General features: G+C 72.2%; 28 protein-coding genes. 18 read left to right on the top strand and 10 right to left on the bottom strand.

Going from position 1 to position 26,975, the window contains the following annotated elements; genetic code table 11:
• Window positions 1-12: 12 nt before the first annotated feature.
• Entirely contained in the window at window positions 13-288 is a 276-nt protein-coding gene (locus IE219_RS13060) for a GlsB/YeaQ/YmgE family stress response membrane protein (protein ID WP_189976844.1), read from the top strand.
• A gap of 78 nt (window positions 289-366) precedes the next feature.
• On the opposite strand, the gene tyrS is transcribed toward IE219_RS13060, so the two are convergent.
• Genes tyrS through IE219_RS13045 form a run of 3 tightly spaced genes read right to left on the bottom strand, consistent with a single transcriptional unit; the run spans window position 367 to window position 4,582 of the window.
• On the bottom strand, window positions 367-1,632 hold the full coding sequence (gene tyrS, locus IE219_RS13055; protein WP_189976843.1) for a tyrosine--tRNA ligase: 1,266 nt from the start codon (window positions 1,630-1,632) through the stop codon (window positions 367-369).
• A gap of 50 nt (window positions 1,633-1,682) precedes the next feature.
• Complete coding sequence (locus IE219_RS13050; RefSeq protein ID WP_189976842.1) at window positions 1,683-3,074, bottom strand: metallopeptidase TldD-related protein; 1,392 nt, start codon at window positions 3,072-3,074, stop codon at window positions 1,683-1,685.
• Window positions 3,071-4,582 carry a TldD/PmbA family protein gene (locus IE219_RS13045; protein ID WP_373298833.1) on the bottom strand — a complete coding sequence of 504 codons (1,512 nt, stop codon included), beginning with the start codon at window positions 4,580-4,582 and terminating at the stop codon, window positions 3,071-3,073. The genes IE219_RS13050 and IE219_RS13045 overlap by 4 nt, the downstream gene beginning before the upstream one ends.
• Window positions 4,583-4,789: 207 nt before the next feature.
• Here IE219_RS13045 and fabG point away from each other — a divergent pair, with 207 nt between their 5' ends.
• The 3 genes from fabG (at window position 4,790) to IE219_RS13030 (ending at window position 6,991) form a co-directional block, all read left to right on the top strand.
• A complete protein-coding gene (fabG, locus tag IE219_RS13040) occupies window positions 4,790-5,509 on the top strand; it encodes a 3-oxoacyl-[acyl-carrier-protein] reductase (RefSeq protein ID WP_189976840.1) in 720 nt (239 codons plus the stop codon).
• A gap of 5 nt (window positions 5,510-5,514) precedes the next feature.
• Window positions 5,515-6,291 carry an enoyl-ACP reductase FabI gene (gene fabI / locus IE219_RS13035; RefSeq protein WP_189976839.1) on the top strand — a complete coding sequence of 259 codons (777 nt, stop codon included), beginning with the start codon at window positions 5,515-5,517 and terminating at the stop codon, window positions 6,289-6,291.
• 277 nt (window positions 6,292-6,568) lie between these two features.
• Window positions 6,569-6,991 carry a hypothetical protein gene (locus IE219_RS13030; protein WP_189976838.1) on the top strand — a complete coding sequence of 141 codons (423 nt, stop codon included), beginning with the start codon at window positions 6,569-6,571 and terminating at the stop codon, window positions 6,989-6,991.
• On the opposite strand, the gene IE219_RS13025 is transcribed toward IE219_RS13030, so the two are convergent.
• Complete coding sequence (locus tag IE219_RS13025) at window positions 6,963-7,649, bottom strand: FadR/GntR family transcriptional regulator (RefSeq protein ID WP_189976837.1); 687 nt, start codon at window positions 7,647-7,649, stop codon at window positions 6,963-6,965. The two genes, IE219_RS13030 and IE219_RS13025, sit on opposite strands and share 29 nt — an antisense overlap.
• Before the next feature lie 132 nt (window positions 7,650-7,781).
• Between IE219_RS13025 and IE219_RS13020 the strand changes: the two genes are divergently transcribed.
• The 4 genes from IE219_RS13020 to IE219_RS13010 all read left to right on the top strand — a co-directional run bounded on the left by IE219_RS13020 (window position 7,782) and on the right by IE219_RS13010 (window position 10,250).
• Window positions 7,782-9,080, top strand: coding sequence for a CynX/NimT family MFS transporter (locus tag IE219_RS13020; RefSeq protein ID WP_189976836.1), 1,299 nt, complete (start codon window positions 7,782-7,784; stop codon window positions 9,078-9,080).
• Window positions 9,081-9,117: 37 nt separating this feature from the next.
• Window positions 9,118-9,234: an SGM_5486 family transporter-associated protein gene (locus IE219_RS32255; protein WP_268256847.1), complete on the top strand. Its 117-nt coding sequence runs from the start codon at window positions 9,118-9,120 to the stop codon at window positions 9,232-9,234.
• A gap of 258 nt (window positions 9,235-9,492) precedes the next feature.
• The gene (locus tag IE219_RS13015) at window positions 9,493-9,696 is read left to right on the top strand and encodes a hypothetical protein (RefSeq protein ID WP_189976835.1); all 204 of its coding nucleotides are present in this window, start codon (window positions 9,493-9,495) and stop codon (window positions 9,694-9,696) included.
• Between the two features lie 35 nt (window positions 9,697-9,731).
• Window positions 9,732-10,250, top strand: coding sequence for a SixA phosphatase family protein (locus tag IE219_RS13010; RefSeq protein ID WP_189976834.1), 519 nt, complete (start codon window positions 9,732-9,734; stop codon window positions 10,248-10,250).
• 159 nt (window positions 10,251-10,409) lie between these two features.
• Here IE219_RS13010 and serB read toward each other — a convergent pair whose 3' ends face one another.
• The gene (serB, locus tag IE219_RS13005; protein ID WP_189976833.1) at window positions 10,410-11,669 is read right to left on the bottom strand and encodes a phosphoserine phosphatase SerB; all 1,260 of its coding nucleotides are present in this window, start codon (window positions 11,667-11,669) and stop codon (window positions 10,410-10,412) included.
• 246 nt (window positions 11,670-11,915) lie between these two features.
• Between serB and IE219_RS13000 the strand changes: the two genes are divergently transcribed.
• Window positions 11,916-14,489 (top strand): ABC transporter ATP-binding protein/permease, encoded by a 2,574-nt coding sequence (locus tag IE219_RS13000; RefSeq protein ID WP_229849745.1) that lies wholly within the window; start codon window positions 11,916-11,918, stop codon window positions 14,487-14,489.
• An 84-nt stretch (window positions 14,490-14,573) separates the two neighbouring features.
• On the opposite strand, the gene IE219_RS12995 is transcribed toward IE219_RS13000, so the two are convergent.
• Entirely contained in the window at window positions 14,574-15,353 is a 780-nt protein-coding gene (locus tag IE219_RS12995) for a transglycosylase SLT domain-containing protein (protein WP_189976831.1), read from the bottom strand.
• A 594-nt stretch (window positions 15,354-15,947) separates the two neighbouring features.
• On the opposite strand from IE219_RS12995, the gene IE219_RS12990 reads away from it, so the two are divergent.
• The 3 genes from IE219_RS12990 to IE219_RS12980 all read left to right on the top strand — a co-directional run bounded on the left by IE219_RS12990 (window position 15,948) and on the right by IE219_RS12980 (window position 18,125).
• Complete coding sequence (locus tag IE219_RS12990; RefSeq protein ID WP_189976830.1) at window positions 15,948-17,093, top strand: GAF domain-containing sensor histidine kinase; 1,146 nt, start codon at window positions 15,948-15,950, stop codon at window positions 17,091-17,093.
• A complete protein-coding gene (locus tag IE219_RS12985) occupies window positions 17,086-17,730 on the top strand; it encodes a response regulator (protein ID WP_189976829.1) in 645 nt (214 codons plus the stop codon). The genes IE219_RS12990 and IE219_RS12985 overlap by 8 nt, the downstream gene beginning before the upstream one ends.
• A 152-nt stretch (window positions 17,731-17,882) precedes the next feature.
• Window positions 17,883-18,125 carry a chaplin gene (locus tag IE219_RS12980; protein ID WP_189976828.1) on the top strand — a complete coding sequence of 81 codons (243 nt, stop codon included), beginning with the start codon at window positions 17,883-17,885 and terminating at the stop codon, window positions 18,123-18,125.
• Between the two features lie 218 nt (window positions 18,126-18,343).
• Here IE219_RS12980 and IE219_RS12975 read toward each other — a convergent pair whose 3' ends face one another.
• Entirely contained in the window at window positions 18,344-19,135 is a 792-nt protein-coding gene (locus tag IE219_RS12975) for an Rv1486c family protein (RefSeq protein ID WP_189976827.1), read from the bottom strand.
• Window positions 19,136-19,291: 156 nt separating this feature from the next.
• Here IE219_RS12975 and IE219_RS12970 point away from each other — a divergent pair, with 156 nt between their 5' ends.
• From IE219_RS12970 to IE219_RS12955, 4 genes are all read left to right on the top strand, one after another.
• Window positions 19,292-20,083, top strand: coding sequence for an ABC transporter ATP-binding protein (locus tag IE219_RS12970; protein WP_189976826.1), 792 nt, complete (start codon window positions 19,292-19,294; stop codon window positions 20,081-20,083).
• 91 nt (window positions 20,084-20,174) lie between these two features.
• Window positions 20,175-20,603, top strand: coding sequence for an NfeD family protein (locus IE219_RS12965; RefSeq protein WP_189976825.1), 429 nt, complete (start codon window positions 20,175-20,177; stop codon window positions 20,601-20,603).
• A 94-nt stretch (window positions 20,604-20,697) separates the two neighbouring features.
• A complete protein-coding gene (locus IE219_RS12960) occupies window positions 20,698-21,642 on the top strand; it encodes an SPFH domain-containing protein (RefSeq protein ID WP_189976824.1) in 945 nt (314 codons plus the stop codon).
• A gap of 101 nt (window positions 21,643-21,743) precedes the next feature.
• On the top strand, window positions 21,744-22,511 hold the full coding sequence (locus IE219_RS12955) for a sulfite exporter TauE/SafE family protein (RefSeq protein WP_189976823.1): 768 nt from the start codon (window positions 21,744-21,746) through the stop codon (window positions 22,509-22,511).
• Window positions 22,512-22,571: 60 nt separating this feature from the next.
• Here the strand turns inward: IE219_RS12955 and IE219_RS12950 are convergent, their stop codons facing one another.
• The 3 genes from IE219_RS12950 to IE219_RS12940 form a co-directional block, all read right to left on the bottom strand.
• Entirely contained in the window at window positions 22,572-23,078 is a 507-nt protein-coding gene (locus tag IE219_RS12950) for an HNH endonuclease (protein WP_189976822.1), read from the bottom strand.
• Window positions 23,079-23,241: 163 nt separating this feature from the next.
• The gene (locus tag IE219_RS12945; RefSeq protein ID WP_189976821.1) at window positions 23,242-23,781 is read right to left on the bottom strand and encodes a YbhB/YbcL family Raf kinase inhibitor-like protein; all 540 of its coding nucleotides are present in this window, start codon (window positions 23,779-23,781) and stop codon (window positions 23,242-23,244) included.
• 43 nt (window positions 23,782-23,824) lie between these two features.
• The gene (locus IE219_RS12940) at window positions 23,825-24,607 is read right to left on the bottom strand and encodes a sporulation protein (RefSeq protein ID WP_189976820.1); all 783 of its coding nucleotides are present in this window, start codon (window positions 24,605-24,607) and stop codon (window positions 23,825-23,827) included.
• 235 nt (window positions 24,608-24,842) lie between these two features.
• Here IE219_RS12940 and IE219_RS12935 point away from each other — a divergent pair, with 235 nt between their 5' ends.
• Window positions 24,843-25,454: a DNA-3-methyladenine glycosylase gene (locus tag IE219_RS12935; RefSeq protein ID WP_189976819.1), complete on the top strand. Its 612-nt coding sequence runs from the start codon at window positions 24,843-24,845 to the stop codon at window positions 25,452-25,454.
• A gap of 82 nt (window positions 25,455-25,536) precedes the next feature.
• Window positions 25,537-26,508, top strand: a complete 972-nt coding sequence (locus IE219_RS12930; RefSeq protein WP_189976818.1) for a hypothetical protein — start codon at window positions 25,537-25,539, stop codon at window positions 26,506-26,508.
• The last annotated feature ends 467 nt before the right edge of the window (window positions 26,509-26,975 follow it).

Raw genomic sequence — 26,975 nt, 5'->3', positions numbered from 1 at the left:
GAGGAGGCGACTATGGGTTGGTTGTGGGCGATCATCGTGGGTTTCGTCCTCGGTCTGATCGCGAAGGCGATCCTGCCGGGGAAGCAGCAGATCCCCCTCTGGCTGACGACGATCTTCGGCATTCTCGGCAGCGTCCTCGGCAACGCCGTCGCGACCTGGCTCGGCGTCAACGACACCAAGGGCATCGACTGGACCCGGCACCTGCTCCAGATCATCGGTGCCGTGGCGGTGGTCGGCGTCGGAGACATGCTGTGGGTCTCCGTCAAGGGCAACCGGCAACGCGGCTGACCCCGGATACGCCGGAGGCCCGGTACGGCGGACCGCCGTACCGGGCCTCCGGCGCGCTCGTGCGAAGACGCGCGCCGGCTAGCCGGCGAACTCGATCGCCGCCAGGTTCTTCTTGCCGCGCCGCAGCACCAGCCACCGGCCGTGCAGCAGCTCGTCCGCCCCGACGACGGCGTCCTCGGCGGTCACCTTCACGTTGTTCACGTAGGCGCCGCCCTCCTTCACCGTGCGGCGGGCCGCCGACTTGCTCGCGACCAGCCCGACCTCGGCGAACAGGTCCACCACCTGGCCCAGCTCGGTCACGCGCGCGTGCGGCAGCTCGGAGAGGGCGGCGGCCAGCGTCGGCCCGTCCAGCTCGGCCAGGTCGCCCTGCCCGAACAGCGCCCGGGAGGCGCCGATGACGGCCGCGCACTGCTCGGCGCCGTGCACCAGCGTGGTCAGCTCCTCCGCCAGCGCCCGCTGCGCGGCCCGCGCCTGCGGCCGCTCGGCGGTCTGCGCCTCCAGTTCCTCCAGCTCCTCGCGGGACTTGAAGGAGAGGATCCGCATGTAGGTGGAGATGTCCCGGTCGTCCACGTTCAGCCAGAACTGGTAGAACGCGTACGGGGTGGTCATCTCCGGGTCCAGCCAGACGGCGCCGCCCTCGGTCTTGCCGAACTTGGTGCCGTCCGCCTTGACCATCAGCGGCGTCGCCAGCGCGTGCGCCTCGGCGCCCGGCTCCAGGCGGTGGATCAGGTCCAGGCCCGCCACCAGGTTGCCCCACTGGTCGGAGCCGCCCTGCTGGAGCGTGCAGCCGTACCGCCGGTACAGCTCCAGGAAGTCCATGCCCTGGAGCAGCTGGTAGCTGAACTCGGTGTAGCTGATGCCCTGCTCGGACTCCAGGCGGCGGGCCACGGAGTCCTTGGTCAGCATCTTGTTGACCCGGAAGTGCTTGCCGATGTCCCGCAGGAACTCGATCGCCGACAGGCCGGCGGTCCAGTCCAGGTTGTTCACCATGACCGCCGCGTTCTCGCCCTCGAAGGACAGGAACGGCTCGATCTGCGAACGCAGCCGGGTCACCCAGTTCGCGACCGTCTCCGGGTCGTTCAGGGTGCGCTCGGCGGTCGGACGGGGGTCGCCGATCTGGCCGGTGGCCCCGCCGACCAGCGCCAGCGGCCGGTGCCCGGCCCGCTGGAGCCGGCGGACGGTGAGCACCTGCACCAGGTGGCCGACGTGGAGACTGGCCGCGGTCGGGTCGAAACCGCAATAGAAGGTGACGGGACCGTCCGCGAGCGCCTTGCGCAGGGCGTCCTCGTCGGTGGACTGGGCGAAGAGCCCGCGCCACTTCAGCTCGTCGACGATGTCCGTCACGGTCGTCAGTCTCCTTGGATAGATACGGGTGACAGCCCAGTCTAGGCGGGTCAGACGCCCTTGCTGACCGAGCTCATGTTGAAGTCGGGGACCCGCAGCGCGGGCATCGCGGCCCGGGTGAACCAGTCGCTCCACTCGCGCGGCAGGGTCCGCTCCGTCCGGCCCGCCTCGGTGGCCCGCGACAGCAGGTCCACCGGCGACTCGTTGAACCGGAAGTTGTTGACCTCGCCGACCACCTCGCCGTTCTCGACGAGGTAGACGCCGTCCCGGGTCAGGCCGGTCAGCAGCAGCGTCGCCGGATCCACCTCGCGGATGTACCACAGGCAGGTCAGCAGCAGCCCCCGCTCGGTGGACGCCACCATCTCCTCCAGGGAGCGCTCGCCGCCCCCGTCCAGGATCAGGTTCCCCGCCCCCGGCGCCACCGGCAGACCGGTGAGGCCCGCCGTGTGCCGGGTGGTGATCAGCCGGTCCAGGGCGCCCGCCCGCATCCACTCCACCGGGCCGACCGGCAGCCCGTTGTCGAAGACGGACTCCTCGTCGCCGGAGGCGTGCGCGATCACGAACGGCGCGGACTCCAGGCCCGGCTCGTACGGGTCGCTGCGCAGGGTCAGCGGCAGCGGGGAGAGGGTCTCCCCGATCCGGGTCCCGCCGCCGGGCCGGGAGAAGACCGTCCGGCCCTCCACCGCGTCCCGGGCCGCCGAGGACCACAGCTGGTAGATCAGCAGGTCGGCCACGGCCGTCGGCGGCAGCAGCGTCTCGTACCGCCCGGCCGGCAGCTCGATCCGGCGCTCCGCCCAGCCCAGCCGCACGGCCAGCTCCGCGTCGAGCGCCGCCGGGTCCACGTCCTTGAAGTCCCGGGTCGAGCGCCCCGCCCAGGCGGACCGGCTCCGGTCCGGGGACTTGGCGTTGAGCTCCAGGGTGCCGGTGGGCTGGTCGTGCCGCAGCCGCAGCCCGGTCGAGGTGCCCAGGTAGGTGGAGGTCAGCTCGTGGTTCGCGAAGCCGTACAGCTCCCGCCCGCCCGCCCGCGCGCGGGCGAACGCCTCGCCGAGCGCCGGCGCGAAGTCCGCGAAGACGGCGGAGGAGGTCTCCGCCGGGGCGTCGGTGAAGTCGGGGGACGACGGCACGCCGGTGACCAGCGGCTGCGCGTCCTCGGCGGGCCCGGCCGCCCGCGCCGCCGCCTCGGCGGCCCGCACCAGCGGCTCCAGGTCCCCGGCGGTCACCGCGGAGCGGGACACCACGCCGGAGGCGGTGCCCTCGGCGCCGTCCACGGTCGCGATCACGGTGAGGGTACGGCCCCGGGTCACGCCGTTCGTGGTGAGCGTGTTGCCCGCCCAGCGGAGGTTGGCCGAGGACTCCTCGTCGGCGATGACGACGCAGCCGTCCGCGCGGGACAGCTCCAGGGCCCGCTCGACGATCTCGTACGGCTTGCTCACCGGGCTCATCGACCGGCCTCCTGGGTGGTGTTGAGGATGTTGACGCCGCGGAAGAGGGCGGAGGGGCAGCCGTGGGAGACGGCCGCGACCTGGCCCGGCTGGGCCTTGCCGCAGTTGAAGGCGCCGCCGAGCACGTACGTCTGCGGGCCGCCGACCTGCTCCATCGAGCCCCAGAAGTCGGTGGTCGTCGCCTGGTACGCCACGTCCCGCAGCTGCCCGGCCAGCCGGCCGTTCTCGATGCGGAAGAAGCGCTGGCCGGTGAACTGGAAGTTGTACCGCTGCATGTCGATCGACCAGGACCGGTCGCCGACCACGTAGACGCCGCGCTCGACCCCGCCGATCAGGTCCTCCGTGGACAGGCCGCCCGGGTCCGGCCGGAGCGACACGTTCGCCATCCGCTGCACCGGCACATGGCCGGGGGAGTCCGCGTACGCGCAGCCGTTCGACCGGCCGAGGCCGGTGAGGCGCGCGATCCGCCGGTCCGTCTGGTAGCCGACGAGCGTGCCGTCCTTCACCAGGTCCCAGGACTGCGCCTCGACGCCCTCGTCGTCGTACCCGATGGTCGCCAGCCCGTGCTCCGCCGTGCGGTCGCCGGTCACGTTCATCACCGAGGAGCCGTACGCCAGCTTCCCCAGCTGGTCGAAGGTGGCGAAGGAGGTGCCCGCGTACGCCGCCTCGTAGCCCAGCGCCCGGTCCAGCTCGGTGGCGTGGCCGATCGACTCGTGGATCGTCAGCCACAGGTTCGACGGGTCCACGACCAGGTCGTACCGGCCCGCCTCGACGCTCGGCGCCCGCATCTTCTCCGCGAGCAGCCCCGGGATCTCCTCCAGCTCCCGGTCCCAGTCCCAGCCGGTCCCGGTCAGGTACTCCCAGCCCCGCCCGGCCGGCGGCGCGATCGTCCGCATCGAGTCGAACTCGCCGGTCGTCCCGTCCACGGCGACCGCCGTGAACTGCGGGTGGATCCGCACCCGCTGCTGGGTGGTGACGGTCCCCGCGGTGTCCGCGTAGAACTTGTTCTCGAAGACGGTCAGCAGCGACGCGTCCACGTGCGCCACCCCGTCGGCCCGCAGCAGCCGCGCCGACCAGTCGGCGAGCAGCGCGCCCTTCTCCTCGGCGGGCACCGTGAAGGGGTCGACCTCGTACGCCGACACCCACACCTTGTCGGCGTGCACCGGCTCCGCGGCCAGCTCCACCCGCTCGTCCGACCCGGCCGCCGCGATCACCCGCGCGGACAGCTTGGCCATGGCGACCGCCTGCGAGGCGACCTTCGCCGCCCCGTCCATGGTCAGGTCCACCCCGGAGGCGAAGCCCCAGGCCCCGCCGTGCACCACCCGCACCGCGTACCCGAGGTCGGTGGTGTCCGACGAACCCGCCGGCTTGGCGTCCCGCAGCCGCCACGCGGCACTGCGCACCCGCTCCAGGCGGAAGTCCGCGTGCTCGGCGCCGAGCGCCCGCGCCCGCGCGAGCGCCGCGTCGGCGAGCGCCCTCAGCGGAAGGGCCGTGAAGGCCGGATCGATGGAATGGGCCCCAGTTGGCACAGCTCTCTCCTGTCGTGTGGCACCGGTCGTCCCGATCATGTCGCGCTTTGGGCCGGGATGCCCAGGCAATTCTGTAGGGACCCGACAGTGGCATGCGGAAGCCACTGTCAGGGCCCGATTCCGCGGATCGCGGAACGGACCGATAGGTTTTCGGTGTACCAGACCGCTGATCGAAAGGGTGATCCGTTGAGCCGCTCGGTTCTCGTCACCGGAGGAAACCGGGGCATCGGCCTCGCCATCGCCCGCGCGTTCGCCGAGGCGGGCGACAAGGTCGCGTACACCCACCGTTCGGGCGAGCCCCCGGCCGAGCTCGCCGAGCTGGGCTGCCTCGCGGTCCGGTGCGACATCACCGACGCCGAGCAGGTGGAGCAGGCGTACAAGGAGATCGAGGAGAAGCACGGCCCGGTCGAGGTCCTCGTGGCCAACGCCGGCGTGACCCGCGACCAGCTCCTCATGCGCATGACCGAGGACGACTTCACCTCGGTCGTCGACACCAACCTCACCGGCACCTTCCGCGTCGTGAAGCGGGCCAACCGCGGCATGCTGCGCGCCAAGAAGGGCCGCGTCGTCCTCATCTCCTCGGTCGTCGGTCTGCTGGGCTCCGCGGGCCAGGCCAACTACGCCGCCTCCAAGGCCGGTCTGGTCGGCTTCGCCCGCTCCCTCGCCCGCGAGCTGGGCTCGCGGAACATCACCTTCAACGTCGTCGCCCCCGGCTTCGTCGACACCGACATGACCGCCGTGCTCACCGACGAGCAGCGCGCGGGCATCGTGTCCCAGGTCCCGCTCGGCCGCTACGCGCAGCCGGAGGAGATCGCCGCGGCCGTGAGGTTCCTGGCCTCCGACGACGCCTCGTACATCACTGGAGCCGTCATCCCGGTTGACGGCGGACTGGGAATGGGTCACTGATCACCATGGCTGGAATCCTCGAGGGCAAGAAGATCCTCATCACCGGTGTGCTGATGGAGTCCTCCATCGCCTTCCACACGGCGAAGCTGGCGCAGGAGCAGGGCGCGGAGATCATCCTCACCGCCTGGCCCCGGCCGACGCTGACCGAGCGCATCGCCAAGAAGCTGCCCCACCCGGAGAACGTGAAGGTCCTGGAGCTCGACGTCTCCAACGACGAGCACCTCGCCCGCCTGGAGGGCCAGGTCCGCGAGCACCTGGGCGACCGTCTCGACGGCGTCGTGCACTCCATCGGCTTCGCCCCGCAGGACGCCCTCGGCGGCAACTTCCTCAACACGCCGTTCGAGTCCGTCGCCACCGCGATGCACGTCTCGGCCTTCTCCCTGAAGTCCCTGACGATGGCGCTGCTGCCGCTGATGAGCGAGGGCGGCTCGGTCGTCGGCCTCACCTTCGACGCGAAGTTCGCCTGGCCGCAGTACGACTGGATGGGCCCGGCCAAGGCCGCCCTGGAGGCCACCAGCCGCTACATGGCCCGCGACCTGGGCAAGCAGAACATCCGCTGCAACCTGATCTCGGCGGGTCCGCTCGGCTCGATGGCCGCCAAGTCCATCCCGGGCTTCGGCGAGCTGGCCTCCGTCTGGGACAGCCGCTCCCCGCTGGAGTGGGAGCTCACCGACCCGGAGCCGGCCGGCCGCGGCGTCGTCGCGCTGCTCTCCGACTGGTTCCCGAAGACCACCGGCGAGATCATCCACGTCGACGGCGGTCTGCACGCGATCGGCGCCTGACCGCGCCCGCACCGCACCGGCAGGGGCCGGGTGCCCGGTCCTTCCCGGACCGGGCACCCGGCCCCGCGTCGTTCCCGCCCCTCCGGGACGCGCCCCGCCCCGAAGAACGCCCCCTCCGGTGCGCGCGCCCGCCCCGAAGAACGCCGCTCCCGGCGTGCCCCCGACCCGACGCCGCCGCTCCCGGACGCGTCCCCGATTCGAAGAATGCCGCGAACCACCGCAGACTGGTCGGAGCGTGTCGTGGTGTTCCGACGACTCACGGGGAGGAGGTACGGGCATGCGCGCGCTCCACCGCGGCTTCGCCGCCTACGCCTCGGTCGCCGCCCTGCTGACCGGCACCGCCGTCGCCGCGGAGGTCCACGCGGCGCCGCCCGCCGAGGAGGCCGCGGTACGGGCCCCGGCCGCCGGGGAACCGGAGGACTTCGGCGCCTCCTGCCAGACCCTCGTCGAGGGCTCCCGGGTCACGGCCCACTGCCGCAACCCCTACCCCCGCACCGACCGGATCCGGCTCCACGTCGAGTGCGCGCTCTGGTGGGACGTCGACAACGACAGCGCCCCCGTGGACGTCGGCCCCGCGGACTACGCCACCGTCTCCGGCCGCTGCTGGAAGCGGGTCGGCTCGGCGTGGATCACCCACGAACCGGTGACGGACCCCGGCCCGCCCGCGGCCGTCACTCCGGATCCGGCGCCGCGGCCCTGAGGCACATGAAGGGGTAGCCGGCCGCCTCCTCCGCCGCCCGCTCCGCGTCCCCGGTCCTGATGGCGTCCACCAGCCGCGCGTGGTCCATGTGGTTCTCCGGCCGCAGCACCCGCCCGACGTCGTCGCGCAGCCAGTCCCGCAGCAGGTCCCCGAGGTCCGCGTAGAGCTCGGTGAGGACGTCGTTGCCCGAGGCGGCGACCACCGCGTGGTGGAAGGCCGCGTCCGCGGTCACGAACCGCTCCGCGTCCCCCGACTCCCACGCCTCCTCGCGCCGCGCCAGCAGTGCGTCCAGCTGCTTGAGGTCCCGCTCGGAGCGCCGCCGCGCCGCGAACCGGGCCGCCGCCGACTCCAGGGTGGAGCGCAGCTCGGCCACGTGCCGGGGGTCGGAGCCGGCGAACCGGCGGTGCATCACCCCGGCCAGCTCGCTGGTGGCGGCCACATAGGTGCCGGAGCCCTGCCGGATGTCCAGCAGCCCGTTGTGGGCGAGGGCCCGGACGGCCTCGCGGACGGTGTTGCGGGCCACGCCCAGCTGCTCGACCAGTTCGGGTTCGGTCGGGATCCTGGATCCGACCGGCCATTCGCCGGAGGTGATCTGGTTCCGCAGCTCGGCGATCACCTGGTCGGTGAGACCGGTGCGCCGGGGGTGGCCGAGGGCCATGGTGGGTCCGCCTTCACGGGTGAGGGAGGGCAATCGGGACGTTCTGTGAGGATACGGAGCGGTGAGGTGACGAGTGGACGTCTTTTGTTCGAGATTGGACAACCAATCATCCCATGATTCTATGATGGCTCCATGTCAGACGAGCCGAAGACCCTCGACCCCACCGCCGCCCGGCCGCCCACCGCCGCGCCCCGGGCCCCGTCCGAGCCCGCGCCCGCCCCCGGCCGGGCCTCCCGCTGGGCCCTCGGCCTCGTCCCCGTCGGCCTCGTCCTCGCCGCCCTCAACCTGCGCCCCGCGATCACCAGCCTCGGCGCCCTCCTCGAAGAGGTCAGCGCCGACCTGCACATGAGCGGCACCGTCGCCGGCGTCCTCACCTCCGTGCCGCCCCTCTGCTTCGCGCTGTTCGGCGTCATGGCCCCCCGCCTCGCCCGCCGCTTCGGCCCCGCCGCCGTCGTCTGCGCCGGCATGGCCGCCATCTTCGCGGGCCTGCTGCTGCGCCCCTTCGCCACCGGCACCGCGGCCTTCCTCGCCGCCAGCGCCCTCGCCCTCATGGGCATCGCCGTCAGCAACGTCCTCATGCCGGTGCTGGTCAAGCGGTACTTCCCCGACCGCATCGGCAGCATGACCGGGCTGTACTCCATGGCGCTGGCCCTCGGCACCTCGCTCGCCGCCGCCCTCACCGTGCCCGTCACCGACTCCCTCGGCGGCGACTGGCGGCTCGGCCTCGGCGTCTGGGCGGTGCTCGCCGCCTTCGCCGTCCTGCCCTGGCTTCCGCTCGTCAGGGACCGCGCGGGCACGCCGCGCACCGAGACCGGCCCGGTGACCGCCGCCCCGGCCGCCGAGGCCCCGGTCCGCCCGATGGTCCGCAGCCGCACCGCCTGGGCCCTGGCCTGCTTCTTCGGCCTCCAGGCCACCGGCGCCTACATCACCATGGGCTGGATGCCGCAGATCTTCCGCGACGCTGGCGTCCCCGCCTCCACCGCCGGCGTGCTGCTCGCGGTCACCATGGCCATGGGCGTCCCGCTCGCCTTCGTCATCCCCCGGCTCGCCGGCCGGATGCGCCACCAGGGCCCGATCGTCATCGCCCTCGGCAGCTGCGGCCTCATCGGCTACACCGGCCTCCTCCTCGCCCCGTCCGGCGGCGCCTGGGTCTGGGCCATCCTCCTCGGCGTCTCCAACTGCTCCTTCCCGCTCGCCCTCACCATGATCGGCCTGCGCTCGCGCACCGGCGCGGGCGTCGTCCGGCTCTCCGCCTTCGCGCAGAGCGTCGGCTACCTGATCTCCATCCCCGGCCCGCTCCTGGTCGGCGTGCTCTACCAGCACACCGGCGGCTGGAACGTGCCGATCGCCCTCATGGGCGGCCTGCTCGTGCCGCAGATCGTCGTGGGCTTCCTCGCCGGACGCGACCGGACGGTCGAGGACGAGGGCTGAGAGCCGGGGACCGGGGCCGGGATGCGAGACTGGGCCCATGCCCGTTCTCGAACCCAATCCCCAGGGCGGCCAGAAGAAGCTGCTCATCGTGCTCGGCGCGATGCTCGGCATCACGGTCGTCATCGCCGTCATCGCCAGCTTCGCCTCCCCGTGAACCAGGGCCCCACCGAGCCGGTGAGCCACCGCCCCGGCGCCCCGCCGACCCGGTGATTCCGCGCCGCCGCGCCCCCGCGCCACCGGGAAGCCGACTCCCCGCCCACGCCTCCAGGGGTAGGGCCTGCCCCCCTGTCCCCTAGGGGACGGCCTCAGGGGTGAGTGGGTGGACCGCCGGATGGGCCGCACCGTCCGCGCTCCCTACGGTGGAGACACGCCGCGATCCACGCGGCTCCACCACCACTCCACGGAGGCGGCCATGACGGCCCTCACCCGCACCGGCGACCGGACCGCGCCCGCCGGCGTCGACACCCGGCTGCCCTGGTGGGCCCTCGCCCTCCCGGTCGCCGCCTTCACCTTCCTGCTCCTGCTGGTCACCGGAGCCGACGGCGCCGCCGCGACCGGCGGGGCCCCCGGGATGGGAGAGCTCCTCCAGCGGATCGGGCAAACCCTCACTCTCTGAGTCAGGACGGGCCGTTCCGTGCCAAGCTGTTGACCATGAGCGTCGAAACTTCCCGCAGGATCGTGCTCCTCCGGCACGCGAAGGCCGACTGGGGCCAGGAGTCCGACCACGAGCGCCCGCTCGCCGACCGGGGCCGCCAGGACGCCCCCGTGGCCGGCCGCCGCCTCGCCGACGCCGGCATCGGCTTCGACCTGGCCCTCTGCTCCACCGCGACCCGCACCCGCGAGACCTGGAAGCTCGCCGTCCAGGAACTGCCCGAGCGCCCCAGGACCGTCTACGAGGACCGGATGTACGAGGCGTCCCTCGGCGAACTGATCGCGCTCGTCAACGAGGTCCCGGACGAGGTCCGCGACCTCCTCCTCGTCGGCCACAACCCCGGCATGCACGCGATGGCCGACGCCCTCGCCGGAGAGGCCGAGGACGACCTCCTCGCCCGGATGAACCGCAGCGGCTTCCCGACCGCCGCCTACGCCGTCCTCGCCTTCGGCGGCTCCTGGAAGGACGTCGAGCACGGCACCGGTCGCCTCACCGACTTCTGGGCCCCGCACTCCTGACCCACCCGCCCCGGTCCCGTACATACCCGTACACACCCGTACACGAGGACACCCGTACACCCGTACGCGAAGGGGCCCGGCCGCCACCGAGGCGACCGGGCCCACCACCCGTACGAGACCGGGCCCCGCCACCCGTACGAGAAGGGCGCGAGGGACCGCTCAGTGCGGCGCCGGCTCCGCGCCGTCCTCCCGGCCGTCCGCCGCCTCGACCTCCTCGCGGGTGATCCCCAGCAGGTAGAGGACCGTGTCGAGGAAGGGCACGTTGACCGCCGTGTGGGCCGCCTCGCGCACCACCGGCTTGGCGTTGAACGCCACCCCGAGGCCCGCCGCGTTCAGCATGTCCAGGTCGTTGGCGCCGTCGCCGATCGCGACCGTCTGGGCCAGCGGCACCCCGGCCTCCTCCGCGAACCGGCGCAGCAGCCGCGCCTTGCCCGCCCGGTCCACGATCTCGCCCGTCACCCGCCCGGTGAGCCGCCCGTCCACGATCTCCAGGGTGTTCGCCTGGGCGAAGTCGAGCCCGAGGCGCTCCTTCAGGTCGTCGGTGACCTGAGTGAACCCGCCGGAGACCACGCCCACCTGGTAGCCGAGCCGCTTGAGGGTCCGGATCAGGGTCCGCGCCCCCGGCGTCAGCCGCACCTCGGACCGCACCTTGTCCACCACGGACGCGTCCAGGCCCTCCAGGAGAGCCACCCGCGCGTGCAGCGACTGCTCGAAGTCCAGCTCGCCCCGCATCGCCGCCGCCGTCACCTCGGCGACCCGGTCCTCGCACCCCGCGTGCGCCGCGAACAGCTCGATGACCTCGTCCTGGATCAGCGTCGAGTCCACGTCCATCACGACCAGCCGCTGCGCCCGGCGGTGCAGCCCGGCGGAGACCACGGCCACGTCCACGCCGATCGTGTGCGACTCGGTGGCCAGCGCCGTCCGCAGCACCTCGGTCGCACAGCCCGAGACGGCGAACTCGACCGCCGTCACCGGATACTTCGCCAGCCGGAAGATACGGTCGATGTTGCCGCCCGCCCCGGCGATCCTGGCCGCTATGGCCGCCGTCTGCTCCGCCGTCAGCGGGTGCCCGAGCACGGTCACGTGCGAGCGGCCCTCGCCGCGCGGCCGGTTGTCACCGGTGCCCGAGATGATCTCGGCCTGGAGCTTCAGGGACTCGGCCCAGCTGTGCACGGTGGCCCGCAGCTCGCCGGGCGGGGCGACGGTGGGCTCGGTGACGAGCGCGCACAGCACGAGCCGGCCGCGCGAGACGACCTGCTCGATGTCCACGACGTCGACGGAGAAGGCGGCCAGGGTGTCGAACAGGCCGGCGGTGATCCCGGGGCGGTCCTTCCCGAAGATCTTGACGAGAAGCGTGGGCACGTCCGCGGCGGGAACGGTGGGCACGGCGGGAACGTCCGGTGTCTGCGATGCGCTCATGGTGCTCCCACCGTATCGGGCACCCGACGCCGCCCGGCGGCCCGTCCCGCGTACCGGACACCCGTCCGGACGCACCCGTGCACGGGCTCCGCGCGGACCCCGTCCGCCCCCGCCCCCGGTGCTTCCCGAGCACTTCACACCGCCCGACTTCCGGATCGGGGACCCGGCCTGAAATAGTTCCCCAGGATGATTCGCCATCCCTGGCCCCCACGGGGGTGCAACGGGGGACACACAGTGGGGCATGGAGTGCCAGAACTCGTACTCGAATTGAACGGCAGGACCTGGACGCTGGAGCCGTCCCGGTCGTACACCCTGGGGCGCGACCCGCAGGGCGATCTGGTCATCGACGACGCCAGGGTCTCCTGGCGGCACGCGACCATCAGCTGGAACGGCCGGAGCTGGGTCATGGAGGACCACGGCTCCACCAACGGCTCCTTCGTCGGGGGACAGCGGATCCAGCAGCTGGAGGTCGGCCCCGGCACGACCGTCCACCTGGGCAACCCGACCGACGGACCGCGGCTGAACCTCGCCGCACCGGCCGGCGCCCCGGCGGCACAGCAGGCCGCACCGCAGGCCCAGGCCCACGCGCCGCAGGCCCACGTCCCGCAGGGCGCTCCGGCGCAGGCCGACTGGGCCGCCCAGGCCCCCGCACAGCAGGGCGGCTGGCAGCAGCCCGGCCCGCAGCAGGGCCACGCGGGACAGGCCCCGTCGCAGGTGCCCCACCAGGGCCACCCGGCGCAGCCGCCGGTCCAGCAGGACCAGGGCCAGGCCCGGCCCGGCGCCGCCGCGGGGGCGTCGTCGGCCTACTCCGACCGCAGCCCGACCACCTTCCACCAGCTGGCCCTCGGCCACGTGATGCGGATCGGCCGCGCGCTGGAGAACCAGCTGGTCGTCTCCGACCTCCAGGTCTCGCGCCACCACGCCGAGTTCCACGTCACGCCCGACGGCCGCATGGAGATCCGCGACCTCGGCTCGCACAACGGCACCTACGTCAACGGCCAGCCGATCCCGAAGGGCGGCACCGCCCTCCTCGGCCCGTCCGACATCGTCGGCGTCGGCCACTCGACCTTCCGGATCGTCGGCGGCCAGCTCGAAGAGTTCGTCGACACCGGCTCGGTCTCCTTCTCGGCCCGCCACCTCACCGTCACGGTCGACGGCGGCAAGCAGATCCTCAAGGACGTCACCTTCGGCGTCCCGGAGAAGTCGCTCATCGGCGTCATCGGCCCCTCCGGCTCCGGCAAGTCGACCCTCCTCAAGGCGCTCACCGGCTACCGGCCCGCCAACGAGGGCGACGTCCTCTACGACAACCGCAGCCTCTACAAGCAGTTCGCCGAGCTGCGCCAGCGCATCGGCCTGGTCCCGCAGGACGACATCCTGCACAAGGAGCTGACCGTCCAGAAGGCGCTCCGGTACGCGGCCAAGCTCCGCTTCCCCGGTGACACCGCCACCGCCGAGCGCGAGGCCCGCATCGACGAGGTGCTGCGCGAGCTCAAGCTGGACATCCACAAGGAGAAGAAGGTCACCTCCCTCTCCGGCGGCCAGCGCAAGCGCGTCTCCGTCGCCCTGGAGCTGCTGACCAAGCCCTCGCTGATCTTCCTGGACGAGCCGACCTCCGGCCTCGACCCGGGCATGGACCGCGACGTCATGCAGCTGCTCCGCGGCCTCGCCGACGACGGCCGCACCGTCCTCGTCGTCACCCACTCGGTGGCCGAGCTGGCGCTCTGCGACAAGCTCCTGGTGATGGCGCCCGGCGGCTCGGTGGCCTACTTCGGCCCGCCGGACGAGGCGCTGAACTTCTTCGGCTACTCGACCTGGGCCGACGTCTTCTCCGCCTTCGAGAACTACCGCGACTACGACTGGGCCGGCCGCTGGAAGGGCTCGCAGCACTACCAGCTGTACGCCGCCGACATCGACGCCGTCGCCGCGCAGCCGGTCCAGATGCCGCAGCAGGCGATGTCCCGCCCGCCCAAGCCGCAGGGCTGGGGCTCCCAGCTGTGGACCCTGATCCGCCGCTACACCTCGGTGATCGTCTCCGACAAGGGCTTCCTCGCCCTCATGGTGATCCTCCCGGCGGTCATCGGCTCGGTCTCGGTCGTCATCCCCTCCGACTTCGGCCTGGCCCCGCCCACGCCGCCGTCCCGGTTCAACGGCGACGCCGGCATCATCATGCTGATCCTCACGGTCGGCATGTGCTTCTCCGGCGCGGCCAACTCGGTCCGAGAGCTGATCAAGGAACGGGTCATCTACGAGCGGGAGCGCGCCACCGGCCTGTCCCGCTCGGCGTACCTGATGTCGAAGGTGATCGTCCTCGGCGTCATCACGGCCTTCCAAGGCGTCATCCTCTGCGTCATCGGCTTCGCCATCCGCGACCTGCCCGCCGAGGGCCTGATCATGCCGCCCGCCGTCGAGCTGTGCCTCGTCGTCATCGCGCTCGGCTTCACCTCGATGATGGTCGGCCTGGTCATCTCCTCGCTGGTGAAGACCGCCGAGAAGACCATGCCGCTGCTGGTCATGTTCGCGATCGTCCAGGTCGTCTTCACCGGCATCCTCTTCAAGGTGTTCGGCTCGCCCGGCCTGGAGCAGTTCGCCTGGCTGATGCCCTCCCGCTGGGCCATCGCCGGTGCCGGCACCACCCTCGACCTGGCCCACCTGATGGCGCCGTGGGACCCGAAGAACCCCACGGACCTGGACCCGCTGTGGGAGCACAGCGCCGGCCAGTGGGGCATCAACGTCGGCGTACTGCTGCTGATGGCCACGGTCCTCGGCTTCGTCGTCGTCCGGCTGCTGCGCCGCCACGAGCCCGAGGTCATGCGCAAGTAACGGCCCCGAGCGCGTACGCGAGGAGGGCGGCACCCCGCACAGGGTGCCGCCCTTCCGCGTTCCCGGGCCCGGCGGGGGCGGGGCTCAGTACGCGCTGTTGACGTTGTCGATCGAGCCGTAGCGGTCGGCCGCGTAGTTGGCCGAGGCGACGATGTTGGCGACCGGGTCGTACTGGTCGAACTTGGTGCCCGGCACGTGGTACGCCTTGAAGGTCGGGTAGATGATCTGGAGCAGGCCCTTGGACGGGACGCCGTTGCGGGCGTTGATGTCCCAGTTGTTGATCGCGAGCGGGTTGCCGCTGGACTCGCGCATGATGTTCTTGTGCAGGCCGTGGTAGCTGCCCGGGATGTCGTTCTTGTCCATGATGAACAGCGCCTCGCGGATCCAGCCGTCGAGGTTGTTCGAGAAGATCGGCGCACGGGTCGTGGAGCGGCTCGCGGCCGCCTTCGTGGAGCTCCGCTTCTTCGCCGAGGTCTTCGCCTTCGCCTCGGCCCGCGCGGCGCGCTCACGGGCGTCCGCCTTCGCCTTGGCGGCGGCCTTCGTCTTCGCCGCCTTCTCCTTCGCCTGAGCGGCGGCCTGCGCCTTGGCGCGCGTCTCCGCGTCCTGCTTGGCCTTCAGGCCCAGCGCGGTGTGCTGGTCGCCGAGGCTCGCGGCCAGCGCCTTCGTCTGAGGGTCGCCCGCGTCGTACCCCCACGCCACCTTCTGGTTCGCGGTCAGCGCCTGCGGCTCGACCTCGGTCGAGCCCTGGCCGCCGGTGGCGAGCGAGAGGGTCAGGGCCGCGGCGCCCAGAGCGGCGACACCGGCGATCGTGGCCTTGTGGGTCTTCTTCAGACCACGACTGTGGCCAGGGGTGTTCTGAGACATGCAGGACTACCTCTTCGGATCGCTGGGGGTCGCTGGGCCGGGGCGGCGCTGCGCCTGCTCGGCGGCGACGGGGGCAATTCTTAGCGGCAGCAAAATTGCGTGGCAAAGGGGTGACGTACGAAGCCGGATAGTGGACCCGGCCCCTGCACCCCTGCCCGACAGTTGGCAACAAGTCCAGTTCGTCCCGGCAGGAAACGCCCCATAAACCTCCACTAGCCCGCTTCGTAAGTGATCTGCGCCCTATGTGGCGGCTCACACGTCGACCCCGCTGGAATTACTCCGGGTTGCGCAAGCAATTCACACAGTGAGCCTTCTCCTCCCCGAGGAGGACGAACTCCCGCCCGCCCCTCGTCCTCCGGGCCCGCCCCCGCTCCGCCCCCGGTCCGGCCCCGCCCGGCCCCGTCCTCCCGGAACGGGCGTGCACGCGCGTACGCACGTACGCGCGCGTGCTCCCCTTTCCTCCCTCCGGGCCCGGCGCCCCTCCGGGACCGGTCCGAGGCGGGAGGGGGGTACTTCGACCTAGGTCCCGCGCCCCGCCCCACCGCCGTCCACAGCCCCATCCGGAGGGCCGTACCCCGCCGGTACGGTGAGGACATGAGCCACCGACCCGGCTCCGGCCTCGCCGCCGTGAGCACCGCCCTCCTCGCGATGAGCAGGCGGATGGAGGTCCGCGACGTCCTCAGGACGATCGTCGCCTCCGCCCGCGAACTGCTCGACGCCGAGTACGCGGCCCTGGGCGTCCCCGACGACCACGGCGGCTTCGCCCAGTTCGTCGTCGACGGCGTCACCGACGCGCAGTGGAAGGCCATCGGCCCGCTGCCCCGGCAGCACGGCGTCCTGGCCGCGATGCTCCACCGGGCCGAGCCCGAGCGGCTCGCCGACGTCCGCGCGGACCCCCGCTTCGGCGGCTGGCCCGAGGCCCATCCCGACCTCTCCGACTTCCTGGGCCTCCCGATCCGCGACGGCGACGAGACCCTCGGCGCCCTCTTCCTCGCCAACAAGCGCTGCCCCAAGCCCGAGGGGAGCTGCGGCTTCACCGCCGAGGACGAGGAACTGCTCGGCATCCTCGCCCAGCACGCCGCCATCGCCCTCACCAACGCCCGGCTGTACGAGCGCAGCCGCGAGCTGACCATCGCCGAGGAGCGCTCCCGGCTCGCCCACGAGCTGCACGACGCCGTCAGCCAGAAGCTCTTCTCCCTCCGGCTCACCGCCCAGGCCGCCGCCGCCCTCGTCGACCGCGACCCGGCCCGCGCCAAGGGCGAGCTCCAGCAGGTCGCCTACCTTGCCGCCGAGGCCGCCGACGAGCTGCGGGCCGCCGTCGTCGAGCTCCGCCCGGCCGCCCTCGACGAGGACGGCCTGGTCCACACCCTGCGCACCCAGATCCAGGTCCTCGACCGGGCCCACGCCGCCCGCGTCGTCTTCGACAGTCCCGGTGTACGGGCCCTGCCCGCAGCCCAGGAGGAGGCCGTCCTCCGGGTCGCCCAGGAGGCCCTGCACAACGCCCTGCGGCACTCCGGCGCCGGACTCGTCACCGTCACCCTCGCCCGGCACGGCCAGGGCGCCCGGCTCACCGTCGCCGACGACGGCCGCGGCTTCGACCCCGGGCGGGTCCACAGCGCCGGCCGCCACCTCGGCCTGGTCTCCATGCGGGACCGCGCCGCGGGCGTCGGCGGCGCCCTCACCGTGACCTCCGCACCCGGCGAGGGCACCACGATCGACATGGAGGTCCCCGGTGGCTGACAAGCCCATCCGCGTGCTCCTGGTCGACGACCACCAGGTCGTCCGCCGCGGCCTGCGCACCTTCCTGGAGGTGCAGGACGACATAGCCGTCGTCGGCGAGGCGGCCGACGGCGCCGAGGGCGTCGCCCGCGCCGAGGAGCTCCGCCCCGACGTCGTCCTCATGGACATCAAGATGCCCGGCACCGACGGCATCGAGGCCCTGCGGCGGCTGCGCGCCCTCGACAACCCGGCGCGGGTCCTCATCGTCACCAGCTTCACCGAGCAGCGCACCGTCGTCCCCGCCCTGCGCGCCGGCGCCTCCGGGTACGTCTACAAGGACATCGACCCCGACGCCCTCGCCGGGGCCATCCGCGCGGTCCACGCCGGGCACGTCCTGCTCCAGCCGGAGGTCGCGGGCGCCCTCCTCGCCCAGGACGACGCCCAGGGCGGCACGGGCCGGGGCACCACCCTCACCGAGCGCGAGCGGGAGGTCCTCGGCCTCATCGCCGACGGGCGCTCCAACCGCGAGATCGCCCGCGCCCTCGTCCTCTCCGAGAAGACGGTCAAGACGCACGTCTCGAACATCCTCATGAAACTCGACCTGGCCGACCGCACCCAGGCCGCGCTCTGGGCGGTCCGGAACGGCCTCACCGGCTGACGCGCCCCCCGAACACGCCGGGCGCACGACCGTTCAATACGTCATACCGTCGGGTGTATGTCCCCCGTTCGGCGCAACCTCAAGGGGGGAGCGGCGTTCTCCAGGGCGTGCTGCGGCGGACCGGCCGCAGCGGGACCAGGAGGAAGTACCAAGTGAAGAACCTCAAGAAGGCCGCCGCCCTCACCATGGTCGCCGGTGGCATCGTCGCCGCCGGCGCGGGTGTCGCCTCCGCCCACGGCGCCGAGGCCACCGGCAAGGCCCTCAACTCCCCGGGCGTCGCCTCCGGCAACCTCGTACAGGTCCCGGTCCACGTCCCCGTGAACGTCTCCGGCAACACGGTCAACGTGATCGGCCTGCTCAACCCCGCCTTCGGCAACGGCGCCGTCAACGGCTGACCCGCGCACCCCTCCCGGCCCCCGGCGTCCCCTCCGGGGGCCGACCCCTTCCCGGCCCCGGCGCGGCAGCCCTCGCACCGCGCGCACCCCGCGCCGCGGGGCCCTTCTGCCTCCCGCGTCCCTCGCACCGCGCGGCGCCGGGGCGCCTCCCGGGGTCCGGCCCGCCGCGCCGGACCCCGACCACCGACCGGAAGCGTCCCCGCCCGCTCAGCCCTTGCTCAGAACCCCCGCCCGCGCTCCCGTTCCTCCACGTACGCGTTGTACGCGGCGACCTGGGCCCGCCGGGCCACCCGCTCCACCGGCGCCAGCGCGGCACCCCGCGCCGCGATCTCCGAAGAGGTGACCGCGCCGCCGTGGCCGCCGCCGTACGCCAGCTCCACCAGGAGGCCGATCCGCCGGGCCAGCTCCAGGACCCGCACCGCGCGCGGCGGGTAGCCGGGGGCCAGGACCTCGCCGCCCGCCTCCGACCGCGCCCGGTAGGCGTCCCGCGCCGCCTCCGCCGCCGGGCCCGACGCGGCCACGTCCAACCGGGTGAGCGCCGCCGTCGCCTCCCGCAGCGCCTCCGCCAGCTCGCGCTCCGCCTCGCCCAGCGAGGGCACGTCCGCCGGCGGCGCCTCCCGCACGGCCAGGCAGCGCCACACCACCTCCACGTGCACGTCCCCCGCGGGCCCCGCCTCCGAGACCTCCGGCACCAGCCCGTACGGCGCGCCGAAGCCGACCGCGGCCTCCGCCGCGTCCAGCGCCCGCGCGTTGAACTCCGGCGGCCCGCTCAGCCCCAGCGGATGCCCCGGCGCGGGCAGCGCGACCCGCCACCCGGTCACCCCGAGCCGCCGCAGCCGCCCCAGCGCCAGCGTCAGCCCCACCGGCCCCGCCTCACCCGGCAGCCCCACCACCCGGTGCGCCGCGTCCTCCCCGACAATCGCCTGCGCCGCGTCGTCCGGCGACACCGCCCCGGCCAGCAGGGCATTGCCCCAGGCGGCCAGGCGTCCTGAACGTGGTTCCGAAAGCATCCCCCCAGAGTAGGCACCCGGACCGGCCCCGGGGACCAGCCCTAGGGACCGGCCCGCCCCGCCGATGACGTAGGTTTTCCCGTGGACGCCGCGCCCGCGGCGCGAGGTGACGACACGAGCCGACACGACTCGACGGCAAGGGGAGACAACGCGCTCATGAGCGATGTACTGGAGCTGGTGGACGTATCCGTGGTCCGCGACGGACGCGCTCTGGTGGACGAGGTCTCCTGGTCGGTCAAGGAGGGGGAGCGCTGGGTCATCCTCGGCCCGAACGGCGCCGGCAAGACCACCCTCCTCAACCTCGCGTCCAGCTACCTCTTCCCCACCACGGGCTCCGTCACCATCCTCGGCGACCGCCTCGGCGGCGTCGACGTCTTCGAGCTGCGCCCCCGCATCGGCATGGCCGGCATCGCGATGGCGGAGAAGATGCCCAAGCGGCAGACCGTCCTCCAGACCGTCCTCACCGCCGCGTACGGCATGACCGCCACCTGGCACGAGGACTACGACCCGGTCGACGAGGCCCGCGCCCGCGCCTTCCTCGACCGCCTCGGCATGAACGAGTACCTGGACCGCCGCTTCGGCACCCTCTCCGAGGGCGAGCGCAAGCGCACCCTCATCGCCCGCGCGATGATGACCGACCCCGAGCTCCTCCTCCTCGACGAGCCCGCCGCCGGCCTCGACCTCGGCGGCCGCGAGGACCTGGTCCGCCGCCTCGGCCGGCTGGCCCGGGACCCGTACGCCCCCTCCATGGTCATGGTCACCCACCACGTCGAGGAGATCGCGCCCGGCTTCACCCACGTCCTGATGATCCGTCAGGGCAAGGTGCTCGCCGCCGGACCCATGGAGACCGAGCTCAACTCCCGCAACCTGTCGCTCTGTTTCGGCCTTCCGCTCGTCGTCGAGCGCCTCGGCGACCGCTGGACCGCCCGGGGCCTGCCCCTCAAGTAGCCCGGCCGGAAAGGGCCGTTGACGCCGTGACCCGCACAGTTCCGGCGCCGCGCCCTGTCCCGTTCGACCCCACCCGCCTACCATGGGACCCGTGGACATCGACGCATGGGTCTGGTGGCTGATCGGCGCGGTGGGGCTCGGCATCCCCCTCGTCCTGACCGCGATGCCGGAGTTCGGCATGTTCGCCGTCGGCGCGGTCGCCGGGGCGGTCACGGCCGCCCTCGGCTTCGGGGTCGTGGCACAGGTGATCGTCTTCGTGGTGGTCTCGGTCGCCCTCATCGCCGTGGTGCGGCCCATCGCCGCCCGCCACCGCGCGGCCGATCCCGCCCTCGCCACCGGCATCGACGCCCTGAAGGGCCGTCAGGCCCGGGTCGTGGAGCGGGTGGACGCCGAAGGGGGCCGCATCAAGCTCGCCGGGGAGATCTGGTCCGCCCGCGCGCTCGACGCGACCCGGACCTTCGAGCCGGGCGACGAGGTCGACGTGGTCGAGATCGAAGGGGCCACCGCCGTGGTCATCTGACCGAACCCCGCCCCACGACGCCCCGGCGTCTGGGAAACTCGATCATCGGAAGAAACCCGGCAGACAACCGGCAGCGAAGGGCACGGGGAACACGATGTCAGCAGTCATCATCGTCCTGATCATTCTGGTGGTGCTCGTCTTCATCGCCCTGATCAAGACGATCCAGGTCATCCCGCAGGCCAGCGCCGCGATCGTGGAGCGCTTCGGGCGCTACACCCGCACCCTCAACGCCGGCCTCAACATCGTGGTCCCGTTCATCGACACGATCCGCAACCGCATCGACCTCCGCGAGCAGGTCGTCCCCTTCCCGCCCCAGCCGGTGATCACCCAGGACAACCTGGTCGTCAACATCGACACCGTCATCTACTACCAGGTGACGGACGCCCGGGCCGCGACCTACGAGGTCGCCAGCTACATCCAGGCCATCGAGCAGCTCACCGTCACCACGCTCCGCAACATCATCGGCGGCATGGACCTGGAGCGGACCCTCACCTCCCGCGAGGACATCAACGCCGCCCTCCGCGGCGTCCTCGACGAGGCCACCGGCAAGTGGGGCATCCGCGTCAACCGCGTCGAGCTCAAGGCGATCGAGCCGCCGACCTCCATCCAGGACTCGATGGAGAAGCAGATGCGCGCCGACCGCGACAAGCGCGCCGCGATCCTCCAGGCCGAAGGCGTCCGGCAGTCCGAGATCCTCCGCGCCGAGGGCGAGAAGCAGTCCGCGATCCTCCGCGCCGAGGGCGAGTCCCGGGCCGCCGCGCTGAAGGCCGAGGGCGAGGCCCAGGCCGTCCGCACCGTCTTCGAGGCCATCCACGCCGGAGACCCGGACCAGAAGCTCCTCTCGTACCAGTACCTCCAGATGCTCCCGAAGATCGCCGAGGGCGACGCCAACAAGCTCTGGATCGTGCCCAGCGAGATCGGCGACGCCCTCAAGGGCCTCTCCGGCGCCCTCGGCGGCATGGCGCCCGGCGCCCCCGCGCCCTCCCCGCTCACCAAGGACGTCCCGTCCGCGCGGCGCGAAGAACCCACCGTCGACTGACTGACACGTACACGTAATCCCGGGCATGATCGGTGCGAGCCCCTCGACCCTGCTCCACGCAGGGCGGGGAGGCGATTCACCGACCATGTGAGGAAGCGGCTTTGTCCATCTGGGAAGCCCTGGCGGTCTTCGCCGCCGGCATCGGGGCCGGCGCCATCAACACCATCGTCGGATCGGGGACGCTCCTGACGTTCCCGGTCCTCCTGGCGACCGGCCTGCCCCCGATCACCGCGAACGTCTCCAACGCCCTCGGCCTCGTCCCCGGCTCCATCAGCGGGGCCATCGGCTACCGCCGCGAACTCAAGGGCCAGACCCGCCGGGTGCTCCGCCTCGGCGCCGCCGCCCTCGTCGGCGGCCTGATCGGCGCGGTCCTCCTGCTGGCCCTGCCGTCCGAGGCGTTCGACGCGATCGTCCCCGTCCTCATCGGACTCGCCCTCGTCCTGGTCCTCTTCCAGCCGCGCATCGCCGCCGCCGTCCAGCGCCGCCGCGAACGGACCGGCAGCGAGGCCCACCCCGACGGCGGCCCCGTCCTCCTCGTCGGCCTCACCCTCGCCAGCATGTACGGTGGCTACTTCGGCGCCGCGCAGGGAGTCCTCTACCTCTCCCTGATGGGCCTGCTCCTCCACGACGACCTCCAGCGGATCAACGCGGTCAAGAACATCCTCGGCGCCCTCGTCAACGGCGTCGCCGCCGTCTTCTTCCTCTTCGTCGCCGACTTCGACTGGACCGCCGTCCTCCTCATCGCCGTCGGCTCCACCCTCGGCGGCCAGATCGGCGCCAAGGTCGGCCGCCGCCTCAAGCCCGCCGTCCTGCGCGGCGTGATCATCGCCGTCGGCGTGGTCGCCATTCTCCAGCTCACCCTGAGGTAGCCCCGGCACGCCGAAGGGCCCGCCCCTCACCAGGGACGGGCCCTCACCACGCGGTACGGCTCAGGCGGCGGCGCGCGCCAGCCACTCCGGCAGCTCCGACCGCTCGCCCGCCCGCATCGCCAGCAGCATCGCGTCCGCGGGCGTCGGCACGAACGGCTGGTACAGCAGCGGCATCCCCGCCTGCTCCGGCGTCCGGTCCGCCTTGCGGTGGTTGTCCTCCGCGCACGAGGCGACCGTGTTCAGCCAGCTGTCCCCACCGCCCTGCGCCCTCGGCACGACGTGGTCCACGGTCGACGCCCGTTTCCCGCAGTACGCGCACCGGTGCTGGTCCCGGACCAGCACCCCCCTCCTCGACCACGGGGCCTGTCTTCGGAACGGCACCCGGACGAAGCGGCAGAGCCTGATCACCCGCGGCACCGGAAGGTCGACGGCGGCGGCACGCACCCGCAGATCGGGATGGGACTGCTCCACGACGGCCTTGTCCTGGAGGACGAGCACCACCGCGCGGTTGAGAGTGACCGTCGAAAGCGGCTCGAAGCTCGCGTTCAGAACCAGCGTGTCCCGCATGGTGCCCACCTCCCGTGTGCCGGCCCGGTCCTTCCCTAGGACCGCGGGCTTGGATCAACGATGGCCGGGCCGGCCGGGTCGGACAACGTAATTTCGTGCGAAACAAAAGATGCCCGCTTCTGATCTCTCCAAGACCAGAAGCGGGCAAACAACAAACGAACGATCAGCCTGCCGCGGGAGCCGCGTACTCACCGATCAACTGGGCCCGGCCCAGCGTGTGGAACCGCAGGTGGAAGCCGACCGCGGCGGGCGACGCGTCGGAGTCGGGCCCCAGCTTCTCCGTGTCCACGGCGTACACCGTGAAGACGTAGCGGTGCGCCGGGTCCCCGGCCGGCGGGGCCGCCCCGCCGAACTCCTTCGACCCGTAGTCGTTCCGTACGTGCACGGCGCCGGCCGGCAGCCCCGCGAAGGAGCCGGACCCGGCGCCCGCCGGGAGCTCCGTCACCGACGCCGGGAGGTCGAAGAGGACCCAGTGCCAGAACCCGCTGCCGGTCGGCGCGTCCGGATCGAAGCAGGTGACGGCGAAGCTCCTGGTCCCCTCCGGGAACCCCTCCCAGCTCAGCTGGGGGGAGGTGTTCCCCGCCGCGTACACCTGGTCGTCCTTCAGCACCCCGCCCGGCGCCACGTCGTCGCTCGTCGCGGTGAACGCGGCGACCGGCGGATGGAAGGCGTGGGGGAGCGGCGCCCGCTGACCCTCGGACATGTCGGAACCTCGCAATCGTCCGTCTCGTCTTGCGCGGTCGAGCCTAGAGCCAGTTGCGCCGGCCGCCGACCTCGGCGAGCCACGCGTTCAGGTACGCCGCCCAGTCGGTGCCCTGGTAGTCGTGCAGCCCCACCTTGAACGCCCGGAAGGAGTCGCTGCCCTCGGTGAACAGGCCCGGCTTCTTGTCCATCTCCAGGACGACGTCCATCTCGCGGTCGTCCGCGACGAAGCTGACCTCCACCTGGTTCAGGCCCCGGTACTGCTGCGGCGCGAAGAACTCGATCTCCTGGTAGAAGGGGAGCCGCTGGCGCGTGCCGCGGATGTGCCCGCGCTCCATGTCGGCGCTCTTGAAGCGGAAGCCCAGCTGGAGGAAGGCGTCGAGGATCGCCTGCTGCGCCGGAAGCGGGTGCACGTTGATCGGGTCGAGGTCGCCGGAGTCCACCGCGCGCGCGATCTCCAGCTCGGTCTTCACCCCGATCTCCATGCCGCGCAGCCGCTGCCCGGCGATCGTGTTGACCGGCGTCTCCCACGGGATCTCCAGCCCGAACGGCACCACGTGCACCGCCCCGGCCTTCACCTCGAAGGCCCCGCCGAGCCGCACCTTCACGAATTCGACGTCCTGCTTGTGCTCCTGGTCGCCGCCCTCGACCTCGACGCGCGCCTGGAGCCCGACGGACAGGCCCTCGATCTGCTGGTCGACGGTGCCGCCCTGGATCCGGACCTCGCCCTGGACGACGCCGCCCGGCACCACGTTCTCCTCGGTGAGCACCGTCTCCACGGTCGCCCCACCGGCACCCAGACTCGCCAGCAGCTTCTTGAATCCCATGTCGAACCTCTTCCTCGTCTTCCTCGTCGGTCCTGTCCCCTAGATACGCCCGACGACCGTAGCCGGTTCCACCGTGTCCCCCGTGTTCCCCGTGTTCCCCGTCGCGCTCGGACGCCATGAGCGAGAGCCCTGACCGTACGCCGCTCCCGCGGAGCTCCTTCGACCGCCCCGTCCTGGAGGCCGCCCCCGACCTCCCGGGCCGCCACTTCACCCACCGCATGCCAAGGTGGTCCGCATGAACGTCGATCTCCTCGCGCACCCCGCCGAAGAAGTCGCCCCCAAGCTGCTCGGATGCGTCCTCACCTGCACGACCTCCGAGGGGACGGTGAGCATCGCCATCACGGAGACCGAGGCGTACTCCGGTACGGCCGACCCGGCCTCCCACGCGTACCGCGGCCGGACTGCCCGCAACGCCACCATGTTCGGGCCCGCGGGACACCTCTACGTCTACCGGTCCCACGGCCTCCACTGGTGCGCCAACGTCGTCACCGGAACGGACGGCATCGCCTCGGGTGTCCTCGTCCGGGCGGGCCGGGTCGTCGAGGGCGAGGACCTGGCCCGCAGGCGGCGGGGCGAAAGGGTCGAGACCCCACGTCTCGCCCGAGGCCCGGGGAACGTCGGCCAGGCACTCGGCATCACGGCGGAGCACAACGGCGCGGACCTCCTGACGGGCACCTCGGTCACGCTGTCCGAGGGCGAGCCGGTGCCCGGCGCGCTCATCCGGGTCGGCCCCCGGGTGGGCGTGAGCAAGGCCCACGACTGGGAACACCGGTTCTACCTCGCCGGTGATCCGACGGTCTCGGCGTACCGACTGAGCCCGCGAGCCGAACCGCCCGCCGGATCCTGAGCCGCCGCGCGCCTTTTCCCACGGCCCGCGGGTGAGTCGGTGCGGAAGCCGGGCCGGACGAGCGGGGGGCTAGCCTCCGTGCATGAATCCTGTGCGGCCTTCGAAGGTGGTCACGCGCCACCGCGACGGGGCGATCCTCGCGTACGTGGTGGACTCCGGAGCGCTGGGGACGCTGGAGCCCGCCGCGGTGTTCCGGCCCCGGCGCGGGGACGAGGTGGTGGAGTCGGCGGTCTGGCCGAGTCTGGAACGGGTCGTCTACACGACGCTGAACGGCGTCGTCTGCCTCACGCGCGCCGGTGACGTGGTGTGGACGTCGAAGTTCGAACCGCACTCGGACCGGCCCCACGGCCACCACCCTGGTTGTGAGCTGTCCCTGGACGGCCGGAGCGTATGGGTCTTCCGCCCGGACGGGATGGCCGGACGCGGGGGTGCGGACCAGTGGGTGATGCACGACGCCGACAGCGGGGCTGTTCTCGCCCGCCGGGAGCTGGACACGGTCGGGCATGCTGCCTTCCAGCACGTGCACCCTTCGGACGGCGGCATGTACCTCGACGTCGGGGAGGGCCAGGACGGCTCCGTCATCGTCAGAATGGCGGCAGGGGCCGACGGCGAGCCGGAATTCGTGACGTATCCGTGGTCGGACCGCTGTCTGATCGACCTGGCGCCGGACGGCAAGCAGTTCATGACCGTCGACCACGGCCAGGCGGACGTCGCCTTCCACCACCATCCCAGCGGGGACGTCCTGTTCACCCTGCCGGTGGAAGCCCTCGGACACGACCCGGAGGAAACGTGGGTGGAATGGAGCGGCGGCTACCTGACTCCGGACCTGGCCATCGTCACCGTGGGCCGCGAAGGCCAGGGCGAGAGGGAGGGGGACGAGTGGTTCCGCTGCCACCTGGTCGACGTGCGCACCGGCAAGGTCGACGGTGAGCTCACCATCGAGGCGACCAGCGCCTACGAACTGGTGCCCCTGGGCGACGGCACCTGGCTCACCGGCACCCCTGACAGCGATCCCGTACGGCAGGCGCACACCTCCTTGGCGCCGTCCGACTGAGCACAGGGGCGCTTCTGGATCGCCGGCGACCCCACCGTGAGTCCGTACCGTCCCCACACGCCCCGGAAGCGACGACTTGACCCGGGACGAGCGGAGGCGTAACGTGGCCCGAGCCGCTTGAGAAGGTCGTGGTTTTTCCTGACACGCCGAGAGCGGCCATCCACTGATCACGACGAATCCCTCCGGGGCTTATTTCGGCATGCCGTAATTAAGTTCCGAAAGGCTCGATTATGAGTCGCCGGGGAAATCGGCTAAAGTAGTGGACACGCCGGAAGGGCCCGGAGCGAAAGCGAAAAGGCCCGGAAAGCACCGGGGAAATCGGATCGGAAAGATCTGATAGAGTCGGAAACGAAGGAAGCGCCCGGAGGGCCCGGAAACGGGACCGAAGGAAGCGTCCGCACCTTGAGAACTCAACAGCGTGCCAAAAATCAACGCCAGATTAGTTGATACCCCGTCCGGCCGGTTTC

The sequence above is a fragment of the Streptomyces termitum genome (genome assembly GCF_014650175.1).
Taxonomy (GTDB): Bacteria; Actinomycetota; Actinomycetes; order Streptomycetales; family Streptomycetaceae; genus Streptomyces; species Streptomyces termitum.
The sequence above is the reverse complement of the archived record's forward strand: the minus strand, read 5'-3'. Positions and strand labels throughout refer to the sequence as shown.

Bases quoted from the DNA above. Each gene is read 5' to 3' on its own strand.
- IE219_RS13060 (WP_189976844.1), top strand. From the start codon at position 13: ATGGGTTGGTTGTGGGCGATCATCGTGGGTTTCGTCCTCGGTCTGATC.
- IE219_RS13050 (WP_189976842.1), bottom strand. From the start codon at position 3,074: ATGAGCCCGGTGAGCAAGCCGTACGAGATCGTCGAGCGGGCCCTGGAG.
- fabI (WP_189976839.1), top strand. From the start codon at position 5,515: ATGGCTGGAATCCTCGAGGGCAAGAAGATCCTCATCACCGGTGTGCTG.
- IE219_RS13030 (WP_189976838.1), top strand. From the start codon at position 6,569: ATGCGCGCGCTCCACCGCGGCTTCGCCGCCTACGCCTCGGTCGCCGCC.
- IE219_RS13025 (WP_189976837.1), bottom strand. From the start codon at position 7,649: ATGGCCCTCGGCCACCCCCGGCGCACCGGTCTCACCGACCAGGTGATC.
- IE219_RS13020 (WP_189976836.1), top strand. From the start codon at position 7,782: ATGTCAGACGAGCCGAAGACCCTCGACCCCACCGCCGCCCGGCCGCCC.
- IE219_RS32255 (WP_268256847.1), top strand. From the start codon at position 9,118: ATGCCCGTTCTCGAACCCAATCCCCAGGGCGGCCAGAAGAAGCTGCTC.
- IE219_RS13015 (WP_189976835.1), top strand. From the start codon at position 9,493: ATGACGGCCCTCACCCGCACCGGCGACCGGACCGCGCCCGCCGGCGTC.
- IE219_RS13010 (WP_189976834.1), top strand. From the start codon at position 9,732: ATGAGCGTCGAAACTTCCCGCAGGATCGTGCTCCTCCGGCACGCGAAG.
- serB (WP_189976833.1), bottom strand. From the start codon at position 11,669: ATGAGCGCATCGCAGACACCGGACGTTCCCGCCGTGCCCACCGTTCCC.
- IE219_RS12995 (WP_189976831.1), bottom strand. From the start codon at position 15,353: ATGTCTCAGAACACCCCTGGCCACAGTCGTGGTCTGAAGAAGACCCAC.
- IE219_RS12990 (WP_189976830.1), top strand. From the start codon at position 15,948: ATGAGCCACCGACCCGGCTCCGGCCTCGCCGCCGTGAGCACCGCCCTC.
- IE219_RS12975 (WP_189976827.1), bottom strand. From the start codon at position 19,135: ATGCTTTCGGAACCACGTTCAGGACGCCTGGCCGCCTGGGGCAATGCC.
- IE219_RS12970 (WP_189976826.1), top strand. From the start codon at position 19,292: ATGAGCGATGTACTGGAGCTGGTGGACGTATCCGTGGTCCGCGACGGA.
- IE219_RS12960 (WP_189976824.1), top strand. From the start codon at position 20,698: ATGTCAGCAGTCATCATCGTCCTGATCATTCTGGTGGTGCTCGTCTTC.
- IE219_RS12950 (WP_189976822.1), bottom strand. From the start codon at position 23,078: ATGCGGGACACGCTGGTTCTGAACGCGAGCTTCGAGCCGCTTTCGACG.
- IE219_RS12945 (WP_189976821.1), bottom strand. From the start codon at position 23,781: ATGTCCGAGGGTCAGCGGGCGCCGCTCCCCCACGCCTTCCATCCGCCG.
- IE219_RS12940 (WP_189976820.1), bottom strand. From the start codon at position 24,607: ATGGGATTCAAGAAGCTGCTGGCGAGTCTGGGTGCCGGTGGGGCGACC.
- IE219_RS12935 (WP_189976819.1), top strand. From the start codon at position 24,843: ATGAACGTCGATCTCCTCGCGCACCCCGCCGAAGAAGTCGCCCCCAAG.
- IE219_RS12930 (WP_189976818.1), top strand. From the start codon at position 25,537: ATGAATCCTGTGCGGCCTTCGAAGGTGGTCACGCGCCACCGCGACGGG.